Raw genomic sequence first — 21,659 nt, 5'->3', positions numbered from 1 at the left:
AACTTCAACACATCTTTTAACTGGTATTTGGGTGAGCCGTTACCGTAAAGGCGAACCGGCGGGGCTATCCCTAAAAAGTTGGTGTTTGCTATTATTTTTCGGCTGAAGTAGGTACCTCCAACGCCCTGTAATTTACTGATCTCATTTACATTAAAAGGCGTTCTAGGCCGAATTCATCCGTTGTATCTATAGTTACTGTCATTTTATTCTGCTTAAGCGAGCTCTGGTAACGGCATCCACGCTTTAAGCGCATCGGCACATTCTCGTATTCAGTTTTAAAAAAAGTGTCGTTACGTTTGCTTTGATGAAGGTTTACGTCAACCAGGGAAAATCCCCATTACTGTTCTCCCGGTCTTGATGGCGAGCGTTTAACCATTCCATAAAACACACAAAACCTAATCCTCAATCTTTCCTGCTTTTGCTGCATGCCGTGTTTCCGCCATATATACAGTGCTAACCCGCCTTTCTGCTATAGATAAATCCGATACATAAAATATAAACATTTGATAAAGGTCACAAAAAAATGTAAGGTGCATTTTTTTTACATATTGTTGATAGGTTTTTTCCTGCGGGAATATGGAAGTTTTCTGTCGAATACAATTCGATATTTTTATAGTTAAGGAACAACGATGACACACGAGACCCCCTATTTTGTTCATTCAGGAAAAGCGACTGCAACTTCAATTCTTTTAATGATTATCTTTGGAGCATTTGCTGCTTTGCTGCTAAGTACAGTTTACGGTTATGCAATTGCTTATATTCCGTTCATTTATATTAATTTTTTCATCACCCTAGGTTTTGGGGGACTTACCGGAATGGCGGTTGGTATGGGGGGCAAAATTGGCAAAGCGCGAAGACCTGGGCTTTATTTTTTGATTGGACTGGCTGCCGGTTTGTTAGCTGAATATGCCGGTTGGGTTGCCTGGATTTATGCTAGTTCAGACCAGACGCTTTTCTTTGTGCATCCTGATGAATTATTACCAACTATGGAATTAATCGCTGTAACAGGCGCCTGGAGTATTTTCGGGTGGACGCCGACAGGGTTTGCTCTTTACATCATATGGGCTATAGAGGCATTAATAGTAATAGGCGGGAGTGCGCTGGTTGCTTATGTCCATGTAGAGTCTACGCCTTTTTGCGAGCAGTGCTCGAAGTGGGTTGAGAATGCTCAAACTATAGCTGGTTTTCAAGCAATAGACGATGGTGAGGCTTTCAAGCGTAAGCTGGAAGAAGGCCTGGTTGATATGGTGCCAGGTTTGGAAATAGCCGGCGACTCTAGCCTGGCAAGTACTGTAATTGAAATTAATCGCTGCAATTGCTGTGACAACAGCAATTATTTATCGTTAACAACCGTTAACGTTTCGGTGGACGATAAGGGTAAGGAAAGTAAAGACACCGATACATTTGTTCGCAATTTGAAAATAACGAGCAGCCAGTATGCCCAAATTGAGGCCCTCAGTTAGAAACAAAATCAAGGCATCCAATAGTTGATAAATCATAAGCAGATTATTTTAAGTAATTCAATATATGGATGTCCCATCTTTTTTACTAAAAGAACGAAAACAACATTATAAAACATGCGTGGCAACAGTTTCATGGGGAATGAAAATGGATTTCATAAGTAAAGCAAATGGGCTGTAAATCGGTCTTTTTAAGTAGATTTAATTGTCCTGCACCTTATCTTAAATCAACTCTCGTTAAGTGTGGGCCAATCAAACATCTATATATATTTTTATTATTGGCCATTGTGGGCTGTAGTATAAATTCAGGCGAATATGAGAGAGACAGGTTACAAGATAAACTTTCACCTTTAAAGTTTATCCCAACACATTTTATTAAAGGAGATTTTAATGGAGATGGGTTATTAGATGAAGCAACTATTGTTCAATATAGAGGTGAATTTCATGTGCCAAATAGTGTAAATGAAAAACAGTATTGGGCAAAAAGCCAGAATAACAATGAAATAGAGGAAGCGTTAATCGTTGTTTTAGATATTGCTAATGAAGATAGTACGGTTTATGCGCTGCGTTCTGATTTTTCTCGATTTAGTACGCCATCCTTTTCGCTTCTATCCATACCCCCTAGTGATAACTCTGTTGCAGAGTTGGTGGCAGATGGCCATGTAATTGTGGTTCCTTCAGAAGCTGGAATTGATGAATTTATTTTTGTAAAAAATAATGAATTATCATTCTATTCGCCTGAGGAAATTCAATAAAGTTAAAACAAAATTGAGAACATCTAATCATTATTAAATCATAAGTGAATGATTTTAAACAATTCAACGCATGGGGCCCTGCCTTTACTTAACTAGCGTTATTTTAGCAAAAGGGTGTTTTTTCTGAAAATGACGTAATTCTACAGTTCTATTTAAATTTTATAAGGAAGTTATTATGGATATTATTCACGAGTCACCAGATTCTAACCAAGAAGTAAGTACGCTAAAAGAGGCTCCTTCAGTTTTTGCTATTGTGTTTTGGCTTTGTGCTGCATCGGTTTGTGCCGGATTACTAATCTACCTTGCAGAATACTTGCTTGATAAAGAGCTGCCTAGCTCTGGCTTTATTTCAACAATCTTGCCGGCAATGGTGGTAGGGGCTCTTTATGGTGGGAAAAGTGGAGAAATGATTGCCTCCAAGGATAGGTGGCTTGCGATACTGCTATGGGGAGCTGTGAGTTTCTTTGTATTTGGCGTGTTGATGTTTCTTTTCTATCCCTCCCTTCTCAATGAAATCCCTCATTCTTGGGGGCTCTATACAGTAATGTTCGGTGCTGTTATTTTATCTTTTGGAATAGCCTATCTTGCGTTTCGCTCTGGAGAAAAAATGGGGATAAAAACATGGGAAAAGAAGAAACAACAAAAACAGGAGCAACTTACTCACTAATGAGCTGAGTGTTAAGTAAAAAGCCCACAACCGTGGTTTTTTTGTTACAACAAAAAAAGTTGGGTTAAGTTCCTGCTGCTGACTATAAGGAAAAAATAAAAGATTTTAACCGGGAATTAAACAACTGTTTCTTAACGGCACATATCATAAGATCCAAAGAGAGTATGGTGTTGTGCCGTAACGTAAGGAATTTGCTGAAGCATCTTAAAATTATTGAAAAATATTGAAAGTGATTAAGCTATACTGAAATTCCTAAATTATTTAGACATTTATCAAATCAATAGCGTAAAGTCGGATCTACACATTGGTAGACTTGTCCGATGCTTTCGCTGCTGTTTAGGAGCTGGTGGGTCAGCCTTGCCACTTCACTTCTATTAATTAATCCGTGCTCTTCTACATTTTGTGAAAGCTTTCCCTTTCCAGTAGCACTGCCGTCTTTTAAACCGCCGGGCCGTAAGATAGTAAAATCGAGACGACTGCTTTGAAGCCAGGATTCAGCTAACGATTTTTCTCTAACCGCTGCACCAAAGCCGCTTTTTGAACGCTCTGATAAATATTGCCATGAATCCCCGCAGCCTAATGAGGTTATCATTAGAAACCGGCTAATATTTCTTTTTTCTAGTGAGTTGATTAAATACCTGTGGCCAATGTAATCGACGTAAACATCAGCTTGGAAATTTCCCATAGTAGAAACAACCCATGCATCTGCAGGTATGGCGTCAACAGCTGTTTTAACCTGTGTTTGATTTGTGGCGTCACAAGTAATTGTTTTAATTCCCAGCTCAACCAGGCGTGGATTTTTTGCCGGGTTTCTGGCTATTCCAATTACAGTGAAGTTTTGCTTATGAAAGTATTCAACCATTGCCGCCCCTAAACTGCCTGCTGCTCCCCATATTGCGATAGTTTTCATATACACCTCTTTTTTAATTGATAATGATAATAGTTTGCATGCTTTGTGCTGCTATTACCAGAGAAAGGTAATAAATTTATGCAGCAGACAAATACGAAGTTCGTGAGGCATTTTGTATAAGGAGTTATTGTTGTTGAGTAAGCCTCTTAACAATAATTCTCAAGTGGAGAGTTTGTTCTTCACAAATTTAGCAGTTTAAAATGCTGTTAGGGGGCGAATTGGTGCGAGAGGTTGTTTCATTTTTCGAAGACCATACGGGCAAAGAAGCGGTAAAAAAACAACTTACCGAAACAGTGAAATATCTTAATGAAATGCCGGACGTTAAAGAGTTTGGTGATGAAAAACTCATCAAGGATAAAGCAGGCACTTCAGATGTCGAGTTGTGCCAGTCACAGTACATTTACCAATATATATTGCCCAATTTCTTGTTTCACATAAGCATGGTTTATGCGATAGCAAAAACGAATGGTGTGGCGCTAAGTAAAGGAGACTACGATGGAATTCATTCATATCCTTCGGGTTTCAGCTTGGTGAAACAGCTCTAACAAATAAGGATAGGTGCCGCGCGCCGTTGTTGTACGTATTTTGATTTCAGCTGCATTTTAGATCTTAACTTATCGAGTGCAGCCTTTAGCAATCCACTGCTGCCAAACAGCTTTATTATTCGTTAGCCAATACTCTGCGGCCTGTTTATAAGTAAGCTTATCAATATCGACTAATGCGGCCAGGGCGGCGATTTGATTATTATCAAAACTAATATTCTGCAGTGTCTGGTATGCACAGCTCCATTTAGCCTGCATTCCTGACCATGCCGCTTTTCTTAGCCAGCCGCCAGGGGGATTACTGCAGTCATACAGATACTTCTTATTAATTCCCCAGGCTGGATCTGTTTCGCATTCAGGGGAATATTCAGGAAACTCAATAAATCGGCCTTGGTAATGAGAGCTAATCCAGTTAGGTGTCCAGTTATATAAGACAATCGGCTGTTTCTTTTTAAATGCTTTATCTAATTCCTTCCACAGCTTATTGCCTGTGCTAAGGAGCTGCACTTTAAAATCCATCTGCAGCGCTCGGATCCTGGCCTTGTCTGACTTTTCCCACGGCCCGGCAAAATATACGCCTTTACCGGCGGAGCCTGGTCTTGCAAATAAAGCGGCACATTTATTTAGTGCCTGCCAGTCAGGCAAACCAGGACAAAGATCTTCAACATAGGCGGGATACCACCAGTCTTCGCGCGTTTTTGCCTGATGAGCCCCAAGATCACTGATGCGGCCTTTTGCAATCATACGTTTAAACTCATCTGACATTGTACCTTCCCAGACCTCTATCTGAACATCGGCAAAACCATGAGCAAGCGCTCCCCACTGATCCGATACAGCGAGAGGTAAGTAGCTAATGTTATAACCCATTGACTTAAAAATATTTCCGGTAATATTGGAAAGTACAATTTGACTGGTCCAATTATTAGTGATTATTTTGATCGGCTCATTATTAGTAGCATCAGCGTTAAGGCACAGGTGTAATAATATAAAAGCAGGTAAAACTCGATTATTCATAAAGATCCATATTTTCATTTATTACTGCACTTTGTTTAGTATAGGCAAACTACTTAATGTTATGCACTGGGTTTTCCAATACGGTGTAATGCTAATAGTGCTGCTGTTTAGGTTGTTTAACGATATCTCAAATATGAATAAGATAATCCCGAATTCAACATCAAAGTGCATCAATATATCTAACTTTTTGAAATAAGAAGTCGGCCTGAAGTTTCTATTATTTAACTCAGACAAAACAGCTTATTGATATGGGCGGTTTTTTGCCATCACTAAATGTGATGACCAGGCATCTAAATGTATTAAGCATCTATGGGGCAGCGCTTCCTCTTTTATCTGTTAAGTCTCTGAGCAGGCTTAAAAAACTAAGATTGGTGACAATGTTTTTATAACTTTACGATGCCTGTTACAAAACAGAGTGATTAAGCTAGTGTTATATTTCATGTTTTGTCACAATAAAGCAATCTGCTCATAATATTTTGATGAGTTAGTAATGTAGAATGAGATTAGGATTTCATGGAGGAAATCAGACGTGCAGCTTGAAGATTATTCACACATTCAGCAGAAATATAAAAGCCAGCAGCATATTGTTTTTAATGCAGTACGTAATCAAGACAATCTTCTAGTCAGCATAAAAACTTCAGCACAAGAGTTCCCAAGTTCGCGTCAGGCCGCATGCTTAAGTCGTGAGTATGAGATATTAAGTGCTATTGAAGGAAAAGGAATTCAAAGCGCTTTAGCATTTATTGATACAAATAATTCTGCAGCTCTGATAACGAAAAGGGCAGATGGTATTTCGCTGAAAGAATATGAAAAACTGTCCCGCATCGACCTGTTAACCGCTCTTAAAATCAGCATAAGTGTTACAGAGATAGTTGCTGATATTCATCGCCAGTCATTTTGTCATCGGGATCTCTCTCCTAATAACATCATTATTAATCCTGAAAGCGAAGAAGTGACAATTATTGATTTTGGCTGTGCTTTAGAGTTTCCCCACAGCGCAAGGGCGATGATCAAACCAAATTTTATTGAAGGCAGTCTCGCTTATATGTCGCCTGAACAAACAGGCAGAATGAACCGCGGGCTTGACTACCGTACTGACTTTTATTCGCTTGGTGTGGTGCTTTATGAGCTGCTGGGCAAAAAACTGCCTTTTACTGTGAATGATTCAAATGAATTAATTCACAGCCATATTGCGCTGCATCCCCAGCCCCTCTGCGAGTTTGATCCTGCTGTTCCGCAAGTTTTATCGGATATTGTTGCAAAGTTAATGAGCAAAGATGCAGCTGAACGTTATCAAAGTGCGCAGGGATTACACTCTGATCTTAGTAAATGTCTGAAACAATATAAATTAAGCAGGCAGATAGAAGCCTTCCCGCTGGCTGCTGATGATCTGCATGATCGCTTTATTATTCCTGAAAAACTCTATGGCCGCAGCGCAGAAACTAACAAGCTGCTGGATACTTTTACTAAGGTAAGCAACGGTAATGGTCATTTTGCTTTTATTGCGGGCCGCTCAGGTACGGGTAAAACATCTTTAATTAAGGAGCTTTACACTGCTGTGATAGCCGAAGGCGGTTATATTGCAGCCGGTAAATTTGATCAGTTTCTGCGTCATCAGCCTTATTCTGCTTTCATTCAAGCTTTGTCTGCCTTGTTTAAACAGATAATGGAGGAAAGTGACGAGAAAATAGCAGGCTGGAAAAAGACTGTACTGAATGGTATTGGCGTTAACGGGCAGATCTTAATTGAGGTTATTCCTGAACTGCAGCTGCTTATCGGAGAGCAGCCGGCTGTTGCTAAACTTAGCACGGAAGAGCAGTCCATACGTTTTAATACTGCTTTTCTTAATCTGTTATCGAGTTTGGGAGACAGCCGTTATCCTCTATTAATATTTATGGATGATCTGCAGTGGGTTGACGCCGCAAGTCTTTCTCTGCTTGAAGCTTTAGCGCCGTATATTGAACAGAAATCACTATTTATTATTTCAGCTTACCGCAGCAATGAAGTGCCGAGCAGCCATCCTTTATTACTTTCAATGCCTGTACTGCAGGCCGCAACTCAAAACATTGTCTCGCTTGAGTTAGCTGAGCTGGATGCTTCTGTTCTTGCCCTGCTAGTACAAGATACGCTGCCGTTATCTCGAGATGATGCAGGCCGGTTAAACCACTTACTGTTTGAGAAAACCCGTGGTAATCCGCTGTTTTTCAAAACCATGTTTAATACTCTGTATAACGATCGGCATATTTTCTTTGACTACGAGCTGAGATCATGGAGCTGGAACCGTAAAGCGATTGAAGTACTGCCCTGTGCTGATAATGTTATTGATATGCTCCAGAGCAATATTAATAACCTGCCGCGGCAAAGTGTGAAACTGTTACAGCTGGCGGGTTGTATCGGCAGTCTATTTGATTTAGCTATTCTAAGTAACGTGGCTCAATTACCACGGGCTAAGGTCGCCGGCTCGCTTCTACCTGCTGTTTCTGCGGGATTAATTCAACCACTGCATGATGATTTTGAACTGCTGACGGTAGATCAGGCTGTGCAGATGCCGAGCATGTTATTTCGTTTTGCACATGACCGTATTCAGCAGGCCGCATACGATATGCTGTCAAAAGAGAAGCAGGCAAACCTGCACTGGATTATTGGTAACCTGCAGCTGAGCCACATCGAAGAAAGCGGATCTGAGGATAAATTATTTAGCGCTGCTGCACATTTAAATCAGGGGGATTGTTTTTGTCCGGCGAATGAAACAGATAAGCTGATAAAATTGAACCTCAAAGCTGCAGTAAAAGCAAAAAAGTCAGCCGCGTTTAATGTTGCTAAAGCCTGTTTAACTCACGGCGCAAAACTACTCGGTGAAAACTGCTGGCAGATAAATCATGAATTAGCAATGCAGCTGCACTTAGAGTTAGCTGAAGCCTGCTATCTAACTTCACAGTTTGAAGATGCCGAGAAGCTTTATCTGATAATCAGGGATAACCTCAAAAAAGATCAGGATAAGCTCAAGCTGTGTAATATGCAGGCTAAACAGTACCATCATCAAGGCCTCTATCAAAAATCCGTTAATCTTGAGTACCAGGCACTGCAGTTATTAGGTTTTGATTTACCAGCTGATCAACAAGCGCTGCTGCAGATCTTTTCTCAGGAGCAGCTGAAAATAGAGAAGCTGCTTCTGGAGAAGGATTTTGATGTTTTATATCAGCAGCAGGAAGTCACCGATGCTGATTTTATTCTTACCCATGAACTGTTATTTGATACCTTCGTAGATGCTTATCTGCTGGGAAACGGGCCTTTGCTTTCTGCCGCCGCTGCTATCAGCACAAGATTATCAATGGAAAAAGGTAACTGCCCTGTGACATCAGTGGGTTATGTTAATTACGCGACTGTTTTGTGCTCCAGCGGTTTTTACCGCGAAGGTCATGCTGTCGGCCGCCTTGCTATGCGTTTAGCTGATAAATACCAGAATCCATGCATGAAAAATTATACCTATCATGTTTTTTCTCTGGGTATTAATCACTGGTTAAAACCAATAAAAAGCAGTCACGGATACTGGCACGAAGCGTCCAAACTTTCAATGGAGTCAGGCTCTCCCTATGCCGGCTGGGTATTTCTGCAGTTAGCTCATGTGCTGCTCGCATCGGGATCACCTCTATGCAAAGTTGAAAAACAGGCAAAGGAAAGCTTGTTATACCTTACGAATGCAAAACTTGATGATATTGCGCACTTACTTAAACTGATTGTACTGCAGCCGTTAAAGCATTTAAAAGGTGAAACGATTAATTTTAACAGCTTAGATGATGCTGATTTCTGTAGCCGGACGCTTCTTGATAATTATCAGGAAAATCCATTCTTTTATGGCCATTGCGCCTATTCAATACTGCGTTCATCATTATTAGCAAGAGATATTCAGCCGCTGCCTGTTATCAATAAATGGCTGCCTGTTATTGAAGCGACTGTTCAGGCACAAATCATTCAAATCGATGCCAGCCTGTATGCAGTCTTACACCTTACCGCTGCGTATTCAACGTTAGATGAGCAGACAAAAATAGAATATAAAGCAGCTATTGATTTTCATCTTCATCGATTTGCGCAATGGGCTGAGCTATGCCCCGAGAATTTCTACCATAAATACCTGTTAATCAAAGCCGAAGTTGCCGGCATTGAAAAAGAGAGTTTAAGCGCGATTGAACTCTATGAACAAGCGCGGGAGTTAGCGTTAGGCTCAGGTTTCCTGCTGGATGCGGGGCTGATCGATGAATTAACAGCACTGTTCTGGAGTAAACTGGATAAACCACATCTGATGAAGTTCCGTATGGAACGCGCTATGGCGGTATATCAGCGCTGGGGGGCGTCTGGAAAAATGAAGTGGTTAAAAGAGCAGTACCCGGATTATTTCCAGAGTGCTCCTGCGATAGCAGACAGCCAGGCTGCAGTGAGCAGTTCTATCGCCACCGAAGACTTTTCCAAAATACTTGATCTTGCTTCTGTGATAAAAGCTTCACAGGCTGTTTCAAAGCATATCGATGTTGATAAATTAACTGTTGAACTCTTAAATCTGGCAATTGAAAATGTCGGTGCGACAAGAGGAGTGCTGCTGTTAAAAGAGAAGCAGCAGTTTATTGTTAAACGCCTGGTCGATAAAATGGATATAAACGCTAAAGATGAAGAGCAGGATTTAGCATTTAATAAATCAAAATATCTATCTCCAGCGGTAGTTAACTATGTGATAAATTCTGGAAATAGTGTTGTATTTAATGATGATAATAAAGATCAGCAGTTCAGCCGCTGTCATTATCTAAATACTCATAAAATAAAATCAATCTGCTGTGTGCCGATTGTTAAGCAGAAAATGTTAGTTGGCCTGCTTTATCTTGAACATTCACAGTTAACTTATGCCTTTAAATCTGACCGCATACAGCTGCTGAAAGTAATTGCATCTCAGTCTGCTATTTCACTTGAAAATGCTCGTATTTATTATGAGTTAGAGCTGATAAATAAAAATCTAGAATACCTTGTTAAAGAGAGAACGCAGGAGCTTCAACAGAAAAATAGAGAGCTTGAAATCCTTTCAATAACAGATCAACTAACCGGATTATATAATCGACGTCATGTAGAAGAACTGGTCTCGACAGCACTAAGTGGTTGTGAACGTTACGGACAAGAGATGTCATTGATCATGTTAGATATTGATCACTTCAAATCAGTCAATGATAACTTTGGTCATGATGTCGGGGATGCTGTACTTGTTCATATTGCAGATATCCTCAAACAAAATACCCGCAATGTTGATGCAGTCGGACGCTGGGGCGGCGAAGAATTTATTATCCTTTTACAGACAGACAGCCGCGGCGCGTCAGCTAATGCAGAAAAGCTGCGCAGTAAAATACACTCCGAGAAGGTCGGCAGTGTGGGGACTGTTACTGCCAGTTTCGGCGTCACACAATATATCCGCGGCGACAGCATAACCAGCATGTTTAAACGTGCTGATATCGCCTTGTATAAAGCTAAAACAAACGGCAGAAACCGCATAGAAGAGGTGGTTAACTGTTTACAATAAAAAAGAGGGATAGATGAATGAATGGATTCGTTAAAAAAAACGGCTTAGCGGGTGACTGTTTAAAGTCAGCTTTACTGGTTGTTACTAGTCATACTCAGTTAGACGGCTGTGATCAAAAAACAGGTTTTTGGTTTGAAGAGTTAGCCACGCCTTTCTGGGGATTTTATGATGCGGGTTTTAATGTCCGTATTGCTTCTATAAAAGGCGGTAAAGCTGATGCTGATCCGTTAAGTCAGCAAAAAGAATTCAGCTGTGTTTCTGTGGAGCGGTTTTTAGCAGCACCAGAAGCAATGCGCTTACTGGATGATACTATCTGTATCGATGACGTTGACAGTCGTGAATATACCACCATCTTTCTCTGCGGCGGACACGGCACGCTTTGGGATTTTAAAGAGAGCAAAGGCCTGGCACGTGTTGCCGGTGAGTTTTATCAGGCAGAGAAGTTAATCGGCTCTGTCTGTCACGGCACCACGGGCTTACTTTCTGCCAAAAAAAGCAATGGAGAGCCGCTGGTAAAAGGGCTGAAAATGACCTCTTTTACAGATGCAGAAGAGGAGTTAGTACCACCGGCTTATATTAAAGCGCTGCCTTATCATTTAGAAGATGCATTGCGCAAACAAGGAGCTAATTATAACCTTGATAAACCTAACAGTCGCTTTGTTGTCTGCGAAAAAGGACTGATCACAGGACAAAACCCGCAGTCGACCTCATTAGTTACTAAAACTATTTTAGATGCGTTAACTAAAACGTCTGTGTGGATTGACAGCGATCTTTCTGCTGACAGGATTGATAATACCTATGCTGTTTTAAACCTGTTTAATGCCGTATCGGTGAAAATAGAAGGGATCAGTACTGTTTTCGGTGATACAGATGCGGAGACTGCTTTTAAGCTTGCCTGTGAGCTCAGTAATCGTTTCGGACCTATCGGCTTAACTGTTGCTCAAGGTGCTGACAGTGCATTACAAATAGGGCTGCTTAGGGAAACGGATGCAACCCGTGCACTTGCTGAAAAGCTGAAAAAACAAAAGCTGACGATTGTAGCAGCAGGTCCTGCGACTAATATTGCCGCGTTTGCACTGCTCTATCCAAACCTCGTTTCGCAAATTGAACGGGTCATCCTGGCTGCAGGACGCAGCAGTCAGCAAAGTCATTTTATCGCCGGGCCAAAACAAACACTGCCTTTTTCTGACCGCAATTTTGATTTAGACAGCGACGCATTTCGTATCCTGTTAGAAAGTGAGATACCTGTCGTATTAGTGCCTTACGAACTGGCAGATAAATGTCTTATAACCCAGAAAGAGTTAGATCTGCTGGCTGGAAAAAGCGGTGTCGGCCAGTATCTGCAGGCGCATTCACAAGCTTATTTAAATAAGTGGGTGACAGAATTTGGTGCTCCTGGTTTTAGCCCGGTCGGCGCATTAGCTGCCGGGTTTGCGGTTAACCCTAATATATTTACCTGCAGCACCGTGGCGGCTGAAATCAAAATTTTAGCCGATGACAGCAGAAATACTGGTTATGCCGATCCGACAAGTTATAAACCCTGTTTAATCGCATCGGAGCAGAGTGTCAGCCCCAATAAAGTGCTTTTCTGCCATGATGTGGAAGCTGATTTCAGCGCGCAGATGATTCAGCGGATCAGCTCGCCGAATGACCCTTCAAAGTTTATTTGTGCCGTATCACACCTTAATGTGATTGTTGATGATGTCGATAAAGCGGCTGCTTTTTATCAGCGCACGCTGGGTTTTGAGCAGGCTTACGATGAAGAGGGCAAGATGGATTACCCTAATTTGACGCTGCCTTCATTTGCCAAAGATGCGGGCTTTCTTGATGGAAAAGTGGATGTTGATATTCGCTTTCTGCATCATCCTACGGCGGGTCTCTATCTTGAGTTAATGTGTTATCACACGCCTCAAGGTGAGCAGAATGTCAGTATAAAAAATACCAATGATATGGGCGGAATTCGTCATGCTGCCCTTGAAGTTAATGATGTTTTTGAGGCGTTTGAGTATCTGAAAGAGCAGCCGGGTGTTGAACTGCTTCATTATCCTAAGAGTAAAAGAGAGGATGAAGAGGCTGCGCCGCCTATGATGCTTAACCCGTTCCCCGTCGCATTTTTTTACTGGCGTGATCCCTATGGCGTACAGTGGGAGATGGAAGGCGGCAGAAAAAGAGGCTATCTACGCGGCATTTAATTATGCTTGCAGATAAATACAGCCGCCGTTTGACGGCGGCGGCTTTTGTTCCACCTATTATACCAAATCCACTAATTTTCTATTCATTTATGTTTGTTAAAATGGATGCTAGCTTCGTTCTTGATTTTGTAATTAGAATAACTAGTTACTGCAATCAACGCCTTGCTTTCATCCATTTTTCCTACGCCTAAATAGATCATCTAATTAATGGAATTGGTATTACTATCGGAAATACAATGAAAAACAGCAAGTTATTGATAATCATGATCTTTGTACTGCTGCCTAAACCGGCACTCGCAGACAGCGCTTTTAGTGTACAGCTCTATTTTGGCCAGTCTATTCCAGGCGGCGGCTCTGTATCAGAGATGCAGTGGCGTCACTTTATGGAAAATACAATTACAGCATCATTTGCAGGATTTAATGTTGTAGATTCAACAGGTTTTTATAAAGGTAAAGCAGAGCATTCAAAAATAGTTACCATTGTTATTGATGAAAGTGAACTGGCGAAAGTGGTTACAGTTGCACAATCCTATGCTGAAAAATTTCACCAGGACTCCGTGATGATGATAAAACAGCCGATAGTGCAGTGGGATTTTATTGAACCTAGGAAAGTAGTGACTGCTGAATAAGTGGTTGATGACACTCTGCTGTTTTGCTGCCAATTGACTCTTTGATTATGGCTTTGGGGCCCTCAATAGATAACCCCAGCAGTAGAATCATTACTTTCATTTAGGTGATTTGTTTTATAGAATCCGTGTTTCTACTCACCTCAAATAAATAAGTATTTATGCCCGCTCACTTTATAAATAATGTCCCCGCCGGTGTCAGGTATATGCTGCTGTCAGCTTTTGCTTTTGCGCTTATGACCAGCTGCGTTAAATTAGTCAGTACCTATGGTATACCCGTTTTTGAAATCGTTGCTGCTAGAGCATTGGTTTCATTAGTCATCAGTTTTATAGATGTGAAAAGGAAAAAGATTTCTGTCTGGGGAAATAATAAAAAACTACTGATAGCAAGAGGGGCTGCCGGCTCACTGGCTTTAATATGTGTTTATTTCGCAGTCGCTACTTTACCTTTAGCTGAAGCAACTATTCTTCAATATCTACATCCTGTATTTACTGCTGTCCTGGCGCTGCTTTTTCTCCGGGAAAGAATTCAGATCTCAACGGTGATTTGTATCGTTTTTTGTATTGTCGGGCTGTTTGTAATAGTAAGCCCAGGTTTTACATTTGAAAATACGGCAGAATTACCTCTGCTTAGTGTTACGGCCGCGCTGCTGGGGGCTTTCGGGAGCGCTGTTGCTTATGTAATTGTAAAACGCCTTAGCAGCAGTGAAGACAGTTCCGTTATTATATTTTACTTTCCACTTATTGCTTTACCTCTGTCTGTTTTCTTACTTGGCAGTGATTTTGTAGTGCCGGATAAGGAAGCGCTGCTGTTACTGCTGTTTGTCGGCATTTTTACTCAAGTAGGGCAGGTCGGTCTGACCAAAGCAATGCAGACTGAAGTAGCCAGCAAAGCGACTGCATATTCTTATGTACAGGTGGTTTTTTCAATCATACTCGGCTGGTTATTCTTTAGTGAAATCCCTTCTGTCTGGACCTGGGCAGGCGGCAGCTTGATTATTGCCGGCGCTTTAATAAATGTTTTCGGCAGTAAAAGCTTCAACAAGCTAAAATTGAAACATGCAGCTTATAAATCACTAAAATCAAACTCATAATCATCGGCAGAGTTTAACTTTACTGCACATTATAAGCGCTGTTATCTGCCCTTTAATGAGGTCTTAAAACAACGGTTCCAGGCTTAGAAGCTTTGTTTATTGACCACACGTCTGAATAAACAAAAAAATCAAATACATAAGGCTTATTGTTATTTTGTCATTATAATTACTGCAGGCATATCTTAAACCTAACTGCGTTCGGGCATAAGTTTGGAGAGCAGAAGCAATGACAACATCCTGCAGATCATGCTGGCGGAACTGCGCTCAGGAATCTGATTCAGAGATAAGAGCCATCGACAGAATGGAGGACCGTCTTGTACCCTTTTCTGCAGACGTATTGAAGATTCGTGAACTGATTTCCACTATTGAATTGTGTCATCACAAGGCCGAGCAGCGGGTCAGCAATATAATTGCAGCGATCGCTGCAGGGGAGACAATAAAAGGACTGGGCACCCGTTTGCCCGGTCAGAGACATCCTGCGGAAATAGTCTGGCGGAATGCCTGCGCAGCCCTTTCTGCATGGATAGCAGGATGCCCTAGTACAGAGGTCGATTTGTCTATCGGCACTGTTCCTGCATCTCACCTCCTTGCCTGTCTTGGCGAGCGTTCGCCGCTGAAGGAATGGCAGGTGCAGCGGGTGATTGATAAAATCCGCTGCACAGCCTCTATGCGGCAGTCACCTGATGATTCTGCAGAACAGTACGTGTGGCTCCTGTTAAACGAAGGCGAAAATGAAATCACTACCTGCAGACAGTGCCCGGAGCACTATAAGGAACACCAGGATTTCTGGCTGAAAACGGTTCGGACTATCATTTATGACACAGAAAACGGCGATAAGGCGGCTCTCTCGCTGGGCTTTGTCATCGACATGCTTTGGCCGTGTCACTGGGGATTCGTGTCGAACCTGGAGATTGTGCTCGAGGCGATCAACGGCAGGCTCATTGCGCAGAGGCCGTTTGCCGCATGCGCTAGAAATATAAGCATGCTGCCGAACCGCCGTCGAATGAAGCTTGTTTCTGATACGTTACAGCTTTTCTGCTTCGGACAGGACTTAGATCAAGAGGTAGATGCGGATCTGCTGGTCATGCTGGGCGAGTCAACGGAGGTGAAGAAATGGCTGGCTGCCTCGCTGGACAAGACAATAAGGCTTCAACTAGGGCCGCCGTTCTGTTCAGAAATATTGTCTGCTCTGGCTTTACCTGACTGGATAAGGCAATTTAAACAATGAGTTCCCCACAATAGCGATCTAAGTTGTGGATTTAATAAACTGTTATTTAATTCTATTCGTATTGGTTATATTTTGAATGTAAAGCTCTACCCGCACAAGCTGCCGGCAGTGTGTTATATACACAGGAGGAATTATGGATAAAGTGGAAATTACAAAATATCAGGAAACACTTATGCAGGTTAGTAAAATTGTCGAAACTGAATGTGTTCAAGATGCAAGTAAATTACTAGCTGATGGTTTTGTTTTACTTGGTGTAGGTAATAGTATTTTTGAAGACAGTGAAAGCCGCTTTGTTTATACCCTTGGTTTTCCTAAACCAATTGAGGAGCTTAGTGACTGGGCTCGTTGTAATTTTTAGCAAAGTCTAGGTAACAAGTCAGCAGAAAATAGGGTTTTACGGTGAGGTAAATATGAAAAGAATTTCAGTGCTGTTGTTTGTGTTTTTATGGTCGACAAATTCACCGGCGGCGTTACCGCCAAAATATCAAAACGCCAATGATTTAGATGTAATAGTTGGATTTATTAAAAAGCATGAAAAAGTAATAACGACTTTAAAATCAATAGATTTTGAAAAATTCACTGTCTATTTTGCAGAAGACTGCAAAGCCGTATTTGCTAGAAAAGAAATCTACAGGCCGTCCGGCTGGGTTGGACCGGCTGATCCTCTCGAGTTTAAGTTCTCGACATGTGACCTGGACTGATCATAACCAGCGATCGTTTATGCAGGTTATCAGAAGTAAAAACAGCCGCCGAATATACTTGGTCGCTGTAGTTTTGACCTACATATTACCGCAGGCAATAGTTTATATATAAGTAACGTCTCAACGTAGAAGTGCAGAAAATGAACTCCGAAACTTGAGTTAGCATTAGATAAGGCCAACTTTTTGTAGAAAGTAAAATATACTTAGAGTAATGGAGATATCTTCAACATCCTATGCCCAGCAACCACAAATATTGAGGAGGAAGAGAAATGTTATTTCCTCAAGCAATGTTAAGGCTGGTTTGGTTTCTACCTAGTGTGCGTTTGACAGGCGGGCTACAGCGGCTGTCAGAAACCAAAGCATTCCATCTGACAGATCGTTTTAACCTGGGAAAAGATCAAGATTTTGAGCCTTTAAAGAGCCAGTTATCGGCAAGCAAATGCTTTCAGCGGCAGCAGTCAGCCCAGCAAATACTCCAGAAACTACCTGACAAGACCTTACTGAGCTACCAAATTCTCTATCCCGCCAGCCAGTCGTCATTACCAGCGGGGTGTGTGCAGCATGGAAATCAGTTTTCACTTTGGGTGGGTGATTCACCATTGAGCGATGTCGACACACAAAAGATAGTGATCACAGAAGCTCCCAAATTAAACCTGACAGAAGATCAATGTGCACTTCTGTTCAAAACAGCTCAATCTGTCGGCTGTGTTGGTTCGCACAGTGTTATCGATGGCTGGGTTCCTGCAGCCGAAGCACAACAATTTTCAAACTTACTGAAAGATGAAGTGTATCTATTGATTGCGGCCGAACAAAGCGGCCTTCCTCCATGTCGGATACCTAGTTTGTTTAGGCGAAACCAGGCGCTGCAGGGATTTGCTGCTCTGATGGGGCTCTATGATACAACTGGATATCGTGAATTGGATCCAACCCCATTTCTCGCTTTTAGCTTTACCTTAATGTTCGGCATGATGTTCGCTGATCTGGGGCAGGGGCTGCTGCTTTTTTTATTAGGAATTTTTCTAATTCGCACGGATCTTTCTTTCATTAATCAAACAACAGCCGCGAAAGCTGGCTGTCTACTCATGCCAGTCGGTTTGTCTGCTGCTTTTTTCGGCCTGTTATTCGGCAGTGTATTTTCCTCTGAAGAATTGATCCCGGCACTAGGATTTCATCCGATGGAAAATGTACTGCTGTATCTCTTGTCTAGCATGCTTCTTGGCGTGCTGCTTATCTGTCTAAGTATGACCCTTGGGTTATTCAATGCCTGGCGAACACAACGATTGACGGCCATTCTGTGGGACAATTATGGACCAATTGGACTGCTGTTTTATCTTTCACTGATCCTTTTTGTACTTGGGCTGCAGGGGGAATCAAATAGTCTTAGCAATGTCGGACTGGTTCTAGCATGCAGCGGCTTGCTGACAATGTCTTTTCATTATTATAAAGCAATGGAAGGAGAAAGTGCGGGGTTACGCTTGTTTGCATCGCTATTGGAAAGCTATGATTTTGTGATGAAATTTATTATGCAGACATTTTCTTTTATCCGTATTGCCGCCTTTACGTTTGCCCATATTGCCCTGTCGGCAACTGTCATGATTTTTGTTGATATGGCATCGGGCACCCCTTGGCTGGCGGGATTCACCCTGGTTGTCGGAAATCTTTTTATCACACTGCTTGAGGGGCTTTTAGTGAGCATTCAAGCCATCCGTTTGCACTTCTTTGAACTGTTTACTAAATTCGTTACAGGGGGAGGCATTGTCTTTAGTCCGTTTACGAATATATCAACAATCCCCAACTCAGCGGCAGAGGAATCTAAGCTCAGAGGAGTAGTTCAATGAATGTATCTAAAATAAACCAATGGATCTGGGGGCTCTGTATCACAGCGGTTTCTTTTATCGCTATGTCAACGCTGCTCTATCTCTTTTTGCCGGAAGCGGCCGCTGCTGAGCCGCAAGCCGGCGGCGTGAGTGATCTTCCTGGTTGGGAGTATTACATGGCGGCTGCCTTAGCAACCGGTATGTCAAGCATAGCCGCGGGTATCGCAGTGAGCCATGTAGGCGCGGCAGCGGTTGCCGCCGTTTCTGAAAAACCGGAACTGCTGGGGAAAGTTCTGATTATTTTGGGACTTTCTGAAGGTATTGCCATCTACGGTTTAATTGTCTCTTTTGTGATCATAGCTGAGATTTAATATGGAGCTTAAAATTAAGGGCAGCGCTCAGGAGCAGCTGCTGTTCCACTTACTGGGGATTAAGCAGATGGGCTGCAAATATCACGACAGTCACCAGGTGGTAGGCCTAATACTGGGCAAAGAAGAGGAGATTGAAGATTCTTTATCAACTCTGGTTGAAGGCTCTTTGCTCTATGTACGGCTGCCGGATACTGATAATCCGCTTAAGGAAACGCAAAAACTATCAAGACTCCTGGCAAAAGCGATTGGACAGGCAGACGTTCACCTATGAGCGACGAAAAACTGCAGCCGCTGCTGAATCAGCTCAACCAGAAGCTTATCGCCCGCCTGGAGGCGATCGAGCAGGAGTGTCAGTCGCAAATGAGTTCCCTTGAAGAAGAGAGCAAAAAGGAATTTAAAGCTGCAGCCGACAAAATGAAAGAGAACAACACCCGTCATCTGGCGCAGCTAAAATCCAGCGCTTTGCGGGACGCCAGAATGCTGCGGCAGGAATCAATTTGGAATTGTGAGCGTGACTGCATCAATCAGACACAGGTTCGATGTCAACAACTGCTGGCACAAAAAACATTGGATAAACAGTATCTGGCGAACTGGATTAAAGAGGCACAAGTAAGACTGCAGCAGCCCGAAAAAAAATTTTTAAAACTGCAGCTTAACGCATCGTGGCTCAATTCGTTTGCGCAAAAGGATATAGCCGTTGAAGTCTCGCCTCTGCTGGGGGGAGCTATACTAAAAGACACAGCTAGGCATATTGAAATTGACGGCTCATGGGAGCAGAGAATGGAATTATTGATTCCTGAACTTTGGCAAAGGTGGAAGCAGGTTGTCAGCGAAAATAACCAGAATTAGCGGTCCTGTAGTGGCTTGTGATCGTTCCGAATTATTTGCAATGGGTGAGCGGGTTGCGGTCGGCAAGATATCCCTGGTGGGGGAAGTCATCCGCATCACCACTGAATTTGCTTTTATTCAAGTCTATGAAGATACCATGGAGTTAAAGATCGGTGAACCTGTGGCGGCTACTGGCTCTTCAATTATGGTAGAGCTTGGCCCCGGGCTGCTGACCACTATTTACGACGGCATACAGCGTCCTTTAATAACTCTGCAGCAGCAGTCAGGGGATTTTATTGCACGCGGCGCAGCAGCAGATGCGCTAAACCGTGAGCGAATCTGGCAGTTTATACCCAGTCAATGCGTGGGCGCATCACTGTCAGCAGGCTCTATTCTCGGCACGGTACAAGAAACTGCTGCCATTAATCACAAGATACTCGTTCCTCCCTTACTATCTGGGCGCCTTATATATTTGGTTGAAGAAGGGGGCTATCAGCTCTCTGATGTGATAGCTAAACTGAAAACTGATAAAGGTGAAGAGCATAACCTTTATCTCTATCAACGCTGGCCGGTGCGCACCAAACGCCCCGTAGGAAAGCGCTTAACACCCGACCTGCCGTTAGTGACCGGGCAGCGTATCATAGACACGCTTTTTCCCATTGCCAAGGGAGGCACGGCGGCAATGCCTGGCGGCTTCGGGACAGGAAAAACGGTGACACAGCATAATCTAGCCAAATGGTGTGATGCTGACGTGATTGTGTATATCGGCTGCGGTGAGCGAGGCAATGAAATGACCGGCGTACTGACAGATTTTCCCAATCTGATCGATCCTGCAACCGGCTGCCGCCTGATTGAGCGCACTGTGATGATCGCCAATACTTCCAATATGCCGGTTGCCGCCCGAGAGGCCTCCATCTATACCGGGATCACAGTGGCAGAATATTTCCGCGATCAGGGATTGGACGTGGCGTTAATGGCCGACTCCACATCGCGCTGGGCTGAAGCGCTGAGAGAAATCTCGGGGCGGCTCGAAGAGATGCCGGCAGAAGACGGTTTTCCTGCTTATCTGCCCACACGAACGGCGGAATTTTACGAGCGCTCGGGTAAAGTACAGACACTGAGTGGTGAAGTCGGATCTGTCACCTCGATTGGTGCAGTATCACCTCCTGGCGGTGATTTTTCTGAACCGGTAACCCTGCATACGCAGCGTTTTGTCAAAGCCTTTTGGGTACTGGATAAAATGCTCGCTAATGCCCGTTTCTTTCCGGCCATTCACCCGCTGGACTCTTACTCCGAATACGCAGCTGAACTGGGACAATGGTGGAGCAAGTTATCACCACAATGGCAGCAGGATCGAGATCAACTGTTAAGACTATTGATGGAAGCAGACAAGCTGCAGGGAATCATTCGCATCATGGGTGAAGAAGGTTTATCCGATCATCAGCGCAAAATAGTTATGGCTGAAAGAATTATTAAAGAGGGCTTTCTGCAGCAGTCCGCTTTCAGCCCTAAAGATCGATACGCTTCGCCCGAAAAACAAGCGCTGATGCTGCAGCTTATTATGCGGCGCCTGAATCAGATGCTGGATGATCCGTCCCCCGCTGCAGAAGCCGTGAAAAAGTTTGCGCTAATCGAACTTATTCGCCTTAAAGATGATCTGGGCTCAGACGAAAGCGACAAAATTTTAAGCTGGCAGGGGGGATCATGAAAGACCCGGTTATTTATACCCAGTTAGACAGAATCGAGGGCCCGTTGATAGCCATGCTGTTAGAGCTCTCTGACATTGGCTATGGCGAAGCGGTTCAATTGGTGGACAAACAGGGGCGAACCCGGAATGGGCGACGCGTAGTGTTAATAGTGCTGATGGATGGTGACAAAGTCACTATTTTTTAAGCTG

The 21,659-nt window shown here is 43.0% G+C and carries 19 protein-coding genes; 17 read left to right on the top strand and 2 right to left on the bottom strand.

Features of this window, described 5'->3' with window-relative positions; all coding sequences use genetic code 11:
• The first annotated feature begins 629 nt into the window (after positions 1-629).
• The 3 genes from G337_RS0103090 to G337_RS0103080 all read left to right on the top strand — a co-directional run bounded on the left by G337_RS0103090 (position 630) and on the right by G337_RS0103080 (position 2,882).
• Positions 630-1,463 (top strand): hypothetical protein, encoded by an 834-nt coding sequence (locus G337_RS0103090; RefSeq protein WP_028862580.1) that lies wholly within the window; start codon positions 630-632, stop codon positions 1,461-1,463.
• 167 nt (positions 1,464-1,630) lie between these two features.
• Complete coding sequence (locus G337_RS0103085) at positions 1,631-2,215, top strand: hypothetical protein (RefSeq protein WP_028862579.1); 585 nt, start codon at positions 1,631-1,633, stop codon at positions 2,213-2,215.
• 175 nt (positions 2,216-2,390) lie between these two features.
• A complete protein-coding gene (locus G337_RS0103080; protein ID WP_028862578.1) occupies positions 2,391-2,882 on the top strand; it encodes an ABZJ_00895 family protein in 492 nt (163 codons plus the stop codon).
• A gap of 277 nt (positions 2,883-3,159) precedes the next feature.
• Here G337_RS0103080 and G337_RS0103075 read toward each other — a convergent pair whose 3' ends face one another.
• Positions 3,160-3,792, bottom strand: a complete 633-nt coding sequence (locus G337_RS0103075; protein WP_028862577.1) for an NAD(P)H-binding protein — start codon at positions 3,790-3,792, stop codon at positions 3,160-3,162.
• A 200-nt stretch (positions 3,793-3,992) separates the two neighbouring features.
• Here G337_RS0103075 and G337_RS25460 point away from each other — a divergent pair, with 200 nt between their 5' ends.
• The gene (locus G337_RS25460; RefSeq protein ID WP_051302916.1) at positions 3,993-4,337 is read left to right on the top strand and encodes a DUF1993 family protein; all 345 of its coding nucleotides are present in this window, start codon (positions 3,993-3,995) and stop codon (positions 4,335-4,337) included.
• Between the two features lie 69 nt (positions 4,338-4,406).
• Here the strand turns inward: G337_RS25460 and G337_RS0103065 are convergent, their stop codons facing one another.
• On the bottom strand, positions 4,407-5,348 hold the full coding sequence (locus tag G337_RS0103065; protein ID WP_157619191.1) for an ABC transporter substrate-binding protein: 942 nt from the start codon (positions 5,346-5,348) through the stop codon (positions 4,407-4,409).
• Between the two features lie 529 nt (positions 5,349-5,877).
• Here G337_RS0103065 and G337_RS0103060 point away from each other — a divergent pair.
• From G337_RS0103060 to G337_RS0103000, 13 genes are all read left to right on the top strand, one after another.
• Positions 5,878-10,905: a diguanylate cyclase gene (locus G337_RS0103060; protein WP_028862575.1), complete on the top strand. Its 5,028-nt coding sequence runs from the start codon at positions 5,878-5,880 to the stop codon at positions 10,903-10,905.
• A 17-nt stretch (positions 10,906-10,922) separates the two neighbouring features.
• Positions 10,923-13,097: a nucleoside hydrolase gene (locus G337_RS0103055; RefSeq protein ID WP_028862574.1), complete on the top strand. Its 2,175-nt coding sequence runs from the start codon at positions 10,923-10,925 to the stop codon at positions 13,095-13,097.
• A 236-nt stretch (positions 13,098-13,333) separates the two neighbouring features.
• The gene (locus G337_RS0103050; RefSeq protein ID WP_051302915.1) at positions 13,334-13,726 is read left to right on the top strand and encodes a DUF3574 domain-containing protein; all 393 of its coding nucleotides are present in this window, start codon (positions 13,334-13,336) and stop codon (positions 13,724-13,726) included.
• A gap of 203 nt (positions 13,727-13,929) precedes the next feature.
• Positions 13,930-14,817, top strand: a complete 888-nt coding sequence (locus G337_RS0103045; protein ID WP_245597625.1) for a DMT family transporter — start codon at positions 13,930-13,932, stop codon at positions 14,815-14,817.
• A gap of 301 nt (positions 14,818-15,118) precedes the next feature.
• Positions 15,119-16,045 (top strand): hypothetical protein, encoded by a 927-nt coding sequence (locus G337_RS0103040; protein ID WP_028862571.1) that lies wholly within the window; start codon positions 15,119-15,121, stop codon positions 16,043-16,045.
• Positions 16,046-16,178: 133 nt separating this feature from the next.
• On the top strand, positions 16,179-16,403 hold the full coding sequence (locus G337_RS0103035) for a hypothetical protein (RefSeq protein WP_028862570.1): 225 nt from the start codon (positions 16,179-16,181) through the stop codon (positions 16,401-16,403).
• A gap of 52 nt (positions 16,404-16,455) precedes the next feature.
• Positions 16,456-16,746 carry a ssr3402 family protein gene (locus G337_RS0103030; RefSeq protein ID WP_028862569.1) on the top strand — a complete coding sequence of 97 codons (291 nt, stop codon included), beginning with the start codon at positions 16,456-16,458 and terminating at the stop codon, positions 16,744-16,746.
• 269 nt (positions 16,747-17,015) lie between these two features.
• Positions 17,016-18,584, top strand: coding sequence for a V-type ATPase 116kDa subunit family protein (locus G337_RS0103025; RefSeq protein ID WP_028862568.1), 1,569 nt, complete (start codon positions 17,016-17,018; stop codon positions 18,582-18,584).
• On the top strand, positions 18,581-18,934 hold the full coding sequence (locus G337_RS0103020) for an ATP synthase subunit C (RefSeq protein WP_037027005.1): 354 nt from the start codon (positions 18,581-18,583) through the stop codon (positions 18,932-18,934). The genes G337_RS0103025 and G337_RS0103020 overlap by 4 nt, the downstream gene beginning before the upstream one ends.
• Position 18,935: 1 nt before the next feature.
• Positions 18,936-19,205 (top strand): hypothetical protein, encoded by a 270-nt coding sequence (locus G337_RS0103015; RefSeq protein ID WP_028862566.1) that lies wholly within the window; start codon positions 18,936-18,938, stop codon positions 19,203-19,205.
• Positions 19,202-19,783, top strand: coding sequence for a hypothetical protein (locus tag G337_RS0103010; protein WP_028862565.1), 582 nt, complete (start codon positions 19,202-19,204; stop codon positions 19,781-19,783). The genes G337_RS0103015 and G337_RS0103010 overlap by 4 nt, the downstream gene beginning before the upstream one ends.
• Positions 19,758-21,470 carry a V-type ATP synthase subunit A gene (locus G337_RS0103005; protein WP_028862564.1) on the top strand — a complete coding sequence of 571 codons (1,713 nt, stop codon included), beginning with the start codon at positions 19,758-19,760 and terminating at the stop codon, positions 21,468-21,470. The genes G337_RS0103010 and G337_RS0103005 overlap by 26 nt, the downstream gene beginning before the upstream one ends.
• A complete protein-coding gene (locus G337_RS0103000) occupies positions 21,467-21,655 on the top strand; it encodes a hypothetical protein (RefSeq protein WP_028862563.1) in 189 nt (62 codons plus the stop codon). Before G337_RS0103005 ends, G337_RS0103000 begins: the two co-directional genes overlap by 4 nt.
• Positions 21,656-21,659: the final 4 nt, after the last annotated feature.

The sequence above is a fragment of the Psychromonas aquimarina ATCC BAA-1526 genome (assembly GCF_000428725.1).
Classification (GTDB): Bacteria; Pseudomonadota; Gammaproteobacteria; order Enterobacterales; family Psychromonadaceae; genus Psychromonas; species Psychromonas aquimarina.
This window is presented reverse-complemented; position numbering and strand designations above follow the sequence as displayed.

Coding starts and splice junctions, on each gene's coding strand:
- G337_RS0103090 (WP_028862580.1), top strand. CDS start 630: ATGACACACGAGACCCCCTATTTTGTTCATTCAGGAAAAGCGACTGCA.
- G337_RS0103085 (WP_028862579.1), top strand. CDS start 1,631: ATGGGCTGTAAATCGGTCTTTTTAAGTAGATTTAATTGTCCTGCACCT.
- G337_RS0103080 (WP_028862578.1), top strand. CDS start 2,391: ATGGATATTATTCACGAGTCACCAGATTCTAACCAAGAAGTAAGTACG.
- G337_RS0103075 (WP_028862577.1), bottom strand. CDS start 3,792: ATGAAAACTATCGCAATATGGGGAGCAGCAGGCAGTTTAGGGGCGGCA.
- G337_RS25460 (WP_051302916.1), top strand. CDS start 3,993: ATGCTGTTAGGGGGCGAATTGGTGCGAGAGGTTGTTTCATTTTTCGAA.
- G337_RS0103065 (WP_157619191.1), bottom strand. CDS start 5,348: ATGAATAATCGAGTTTTACCTGCTTTTATATTATTACACCTGTGCCTT.
- G337_RS0103055 (WP_028862574.1), top strand. CDS start 10,923: ATGAATGGATTCGTTAAAAAAAACGGCTTAGCGGGTGACTGTTTAAAG.
- G337_RS0103050 (WP_051302915.1), top strand. CDS start 13,334: ATGAAAAACAGCAAGTTATTGATAATCATGATCTTTGTACTGCTGCCT.
- G337_RS0103045 (WP_245597625.1), top strand. CDS start 13,930: ATGCTGCTGTCAGCTTTTGCTTTTGCGCTTATGACCAGCTGCGTTAAA.
- G337_RS0103040 (WP_028862571.1), top strand. CDS start 15,119: ATGGAGGACCGTCTTGTACCCTTTTCTGCAGACGTATTGAAGATTCGT.
- G337_RS0103035 (WP_028862570.1), top strand. CDS start 16,179: ATGGATAAAGTGGAAATTACAAAATATCAGGAAACACTTATGCAGGTT.
- G337_RS0103030 (WP_028862569.1), top strand. CDS start 16,456: ATGAAAAGAATTTCAGTGCTGTTGTTTGTGTTTTTATGGTCGACAAAT.
- G337_RS0103025 (WP_028862568.1), top strand. CDS start 17,016: ATGTTATTTCCTCAAGCAATGTTAAGGCTGGTTTGGTTTCTACCTAGT.
- G337_RS0103020 (WP_037027005.1), top strand. CDS start 18,581: ATGAATGTATCTAAAATAAACCAATGGATCTGGGGGCTCTGTATCACA.
- G337_RS0103015 (WP_028862566.1), top strand. CDS start 18,936: ATGGAGCTTAAAATTAAGGGCAGCGCTCAGGAGCAGCTGCTGTTCCAC.
- G337_RS0103010 (WP_028862565.1), top strand. CDS start 19,202: ATGAGCGACGAAAAACTGCAGCCGCTGCTGAATCAGCTCAACCAGAAG.
- G337_RS0103000 (WP_028862563.1), top strand. CDS start 21,467: ATGAAAGACCCGGTTATTTATACCCAGTTAGACAGAATCGAGGGCCCG.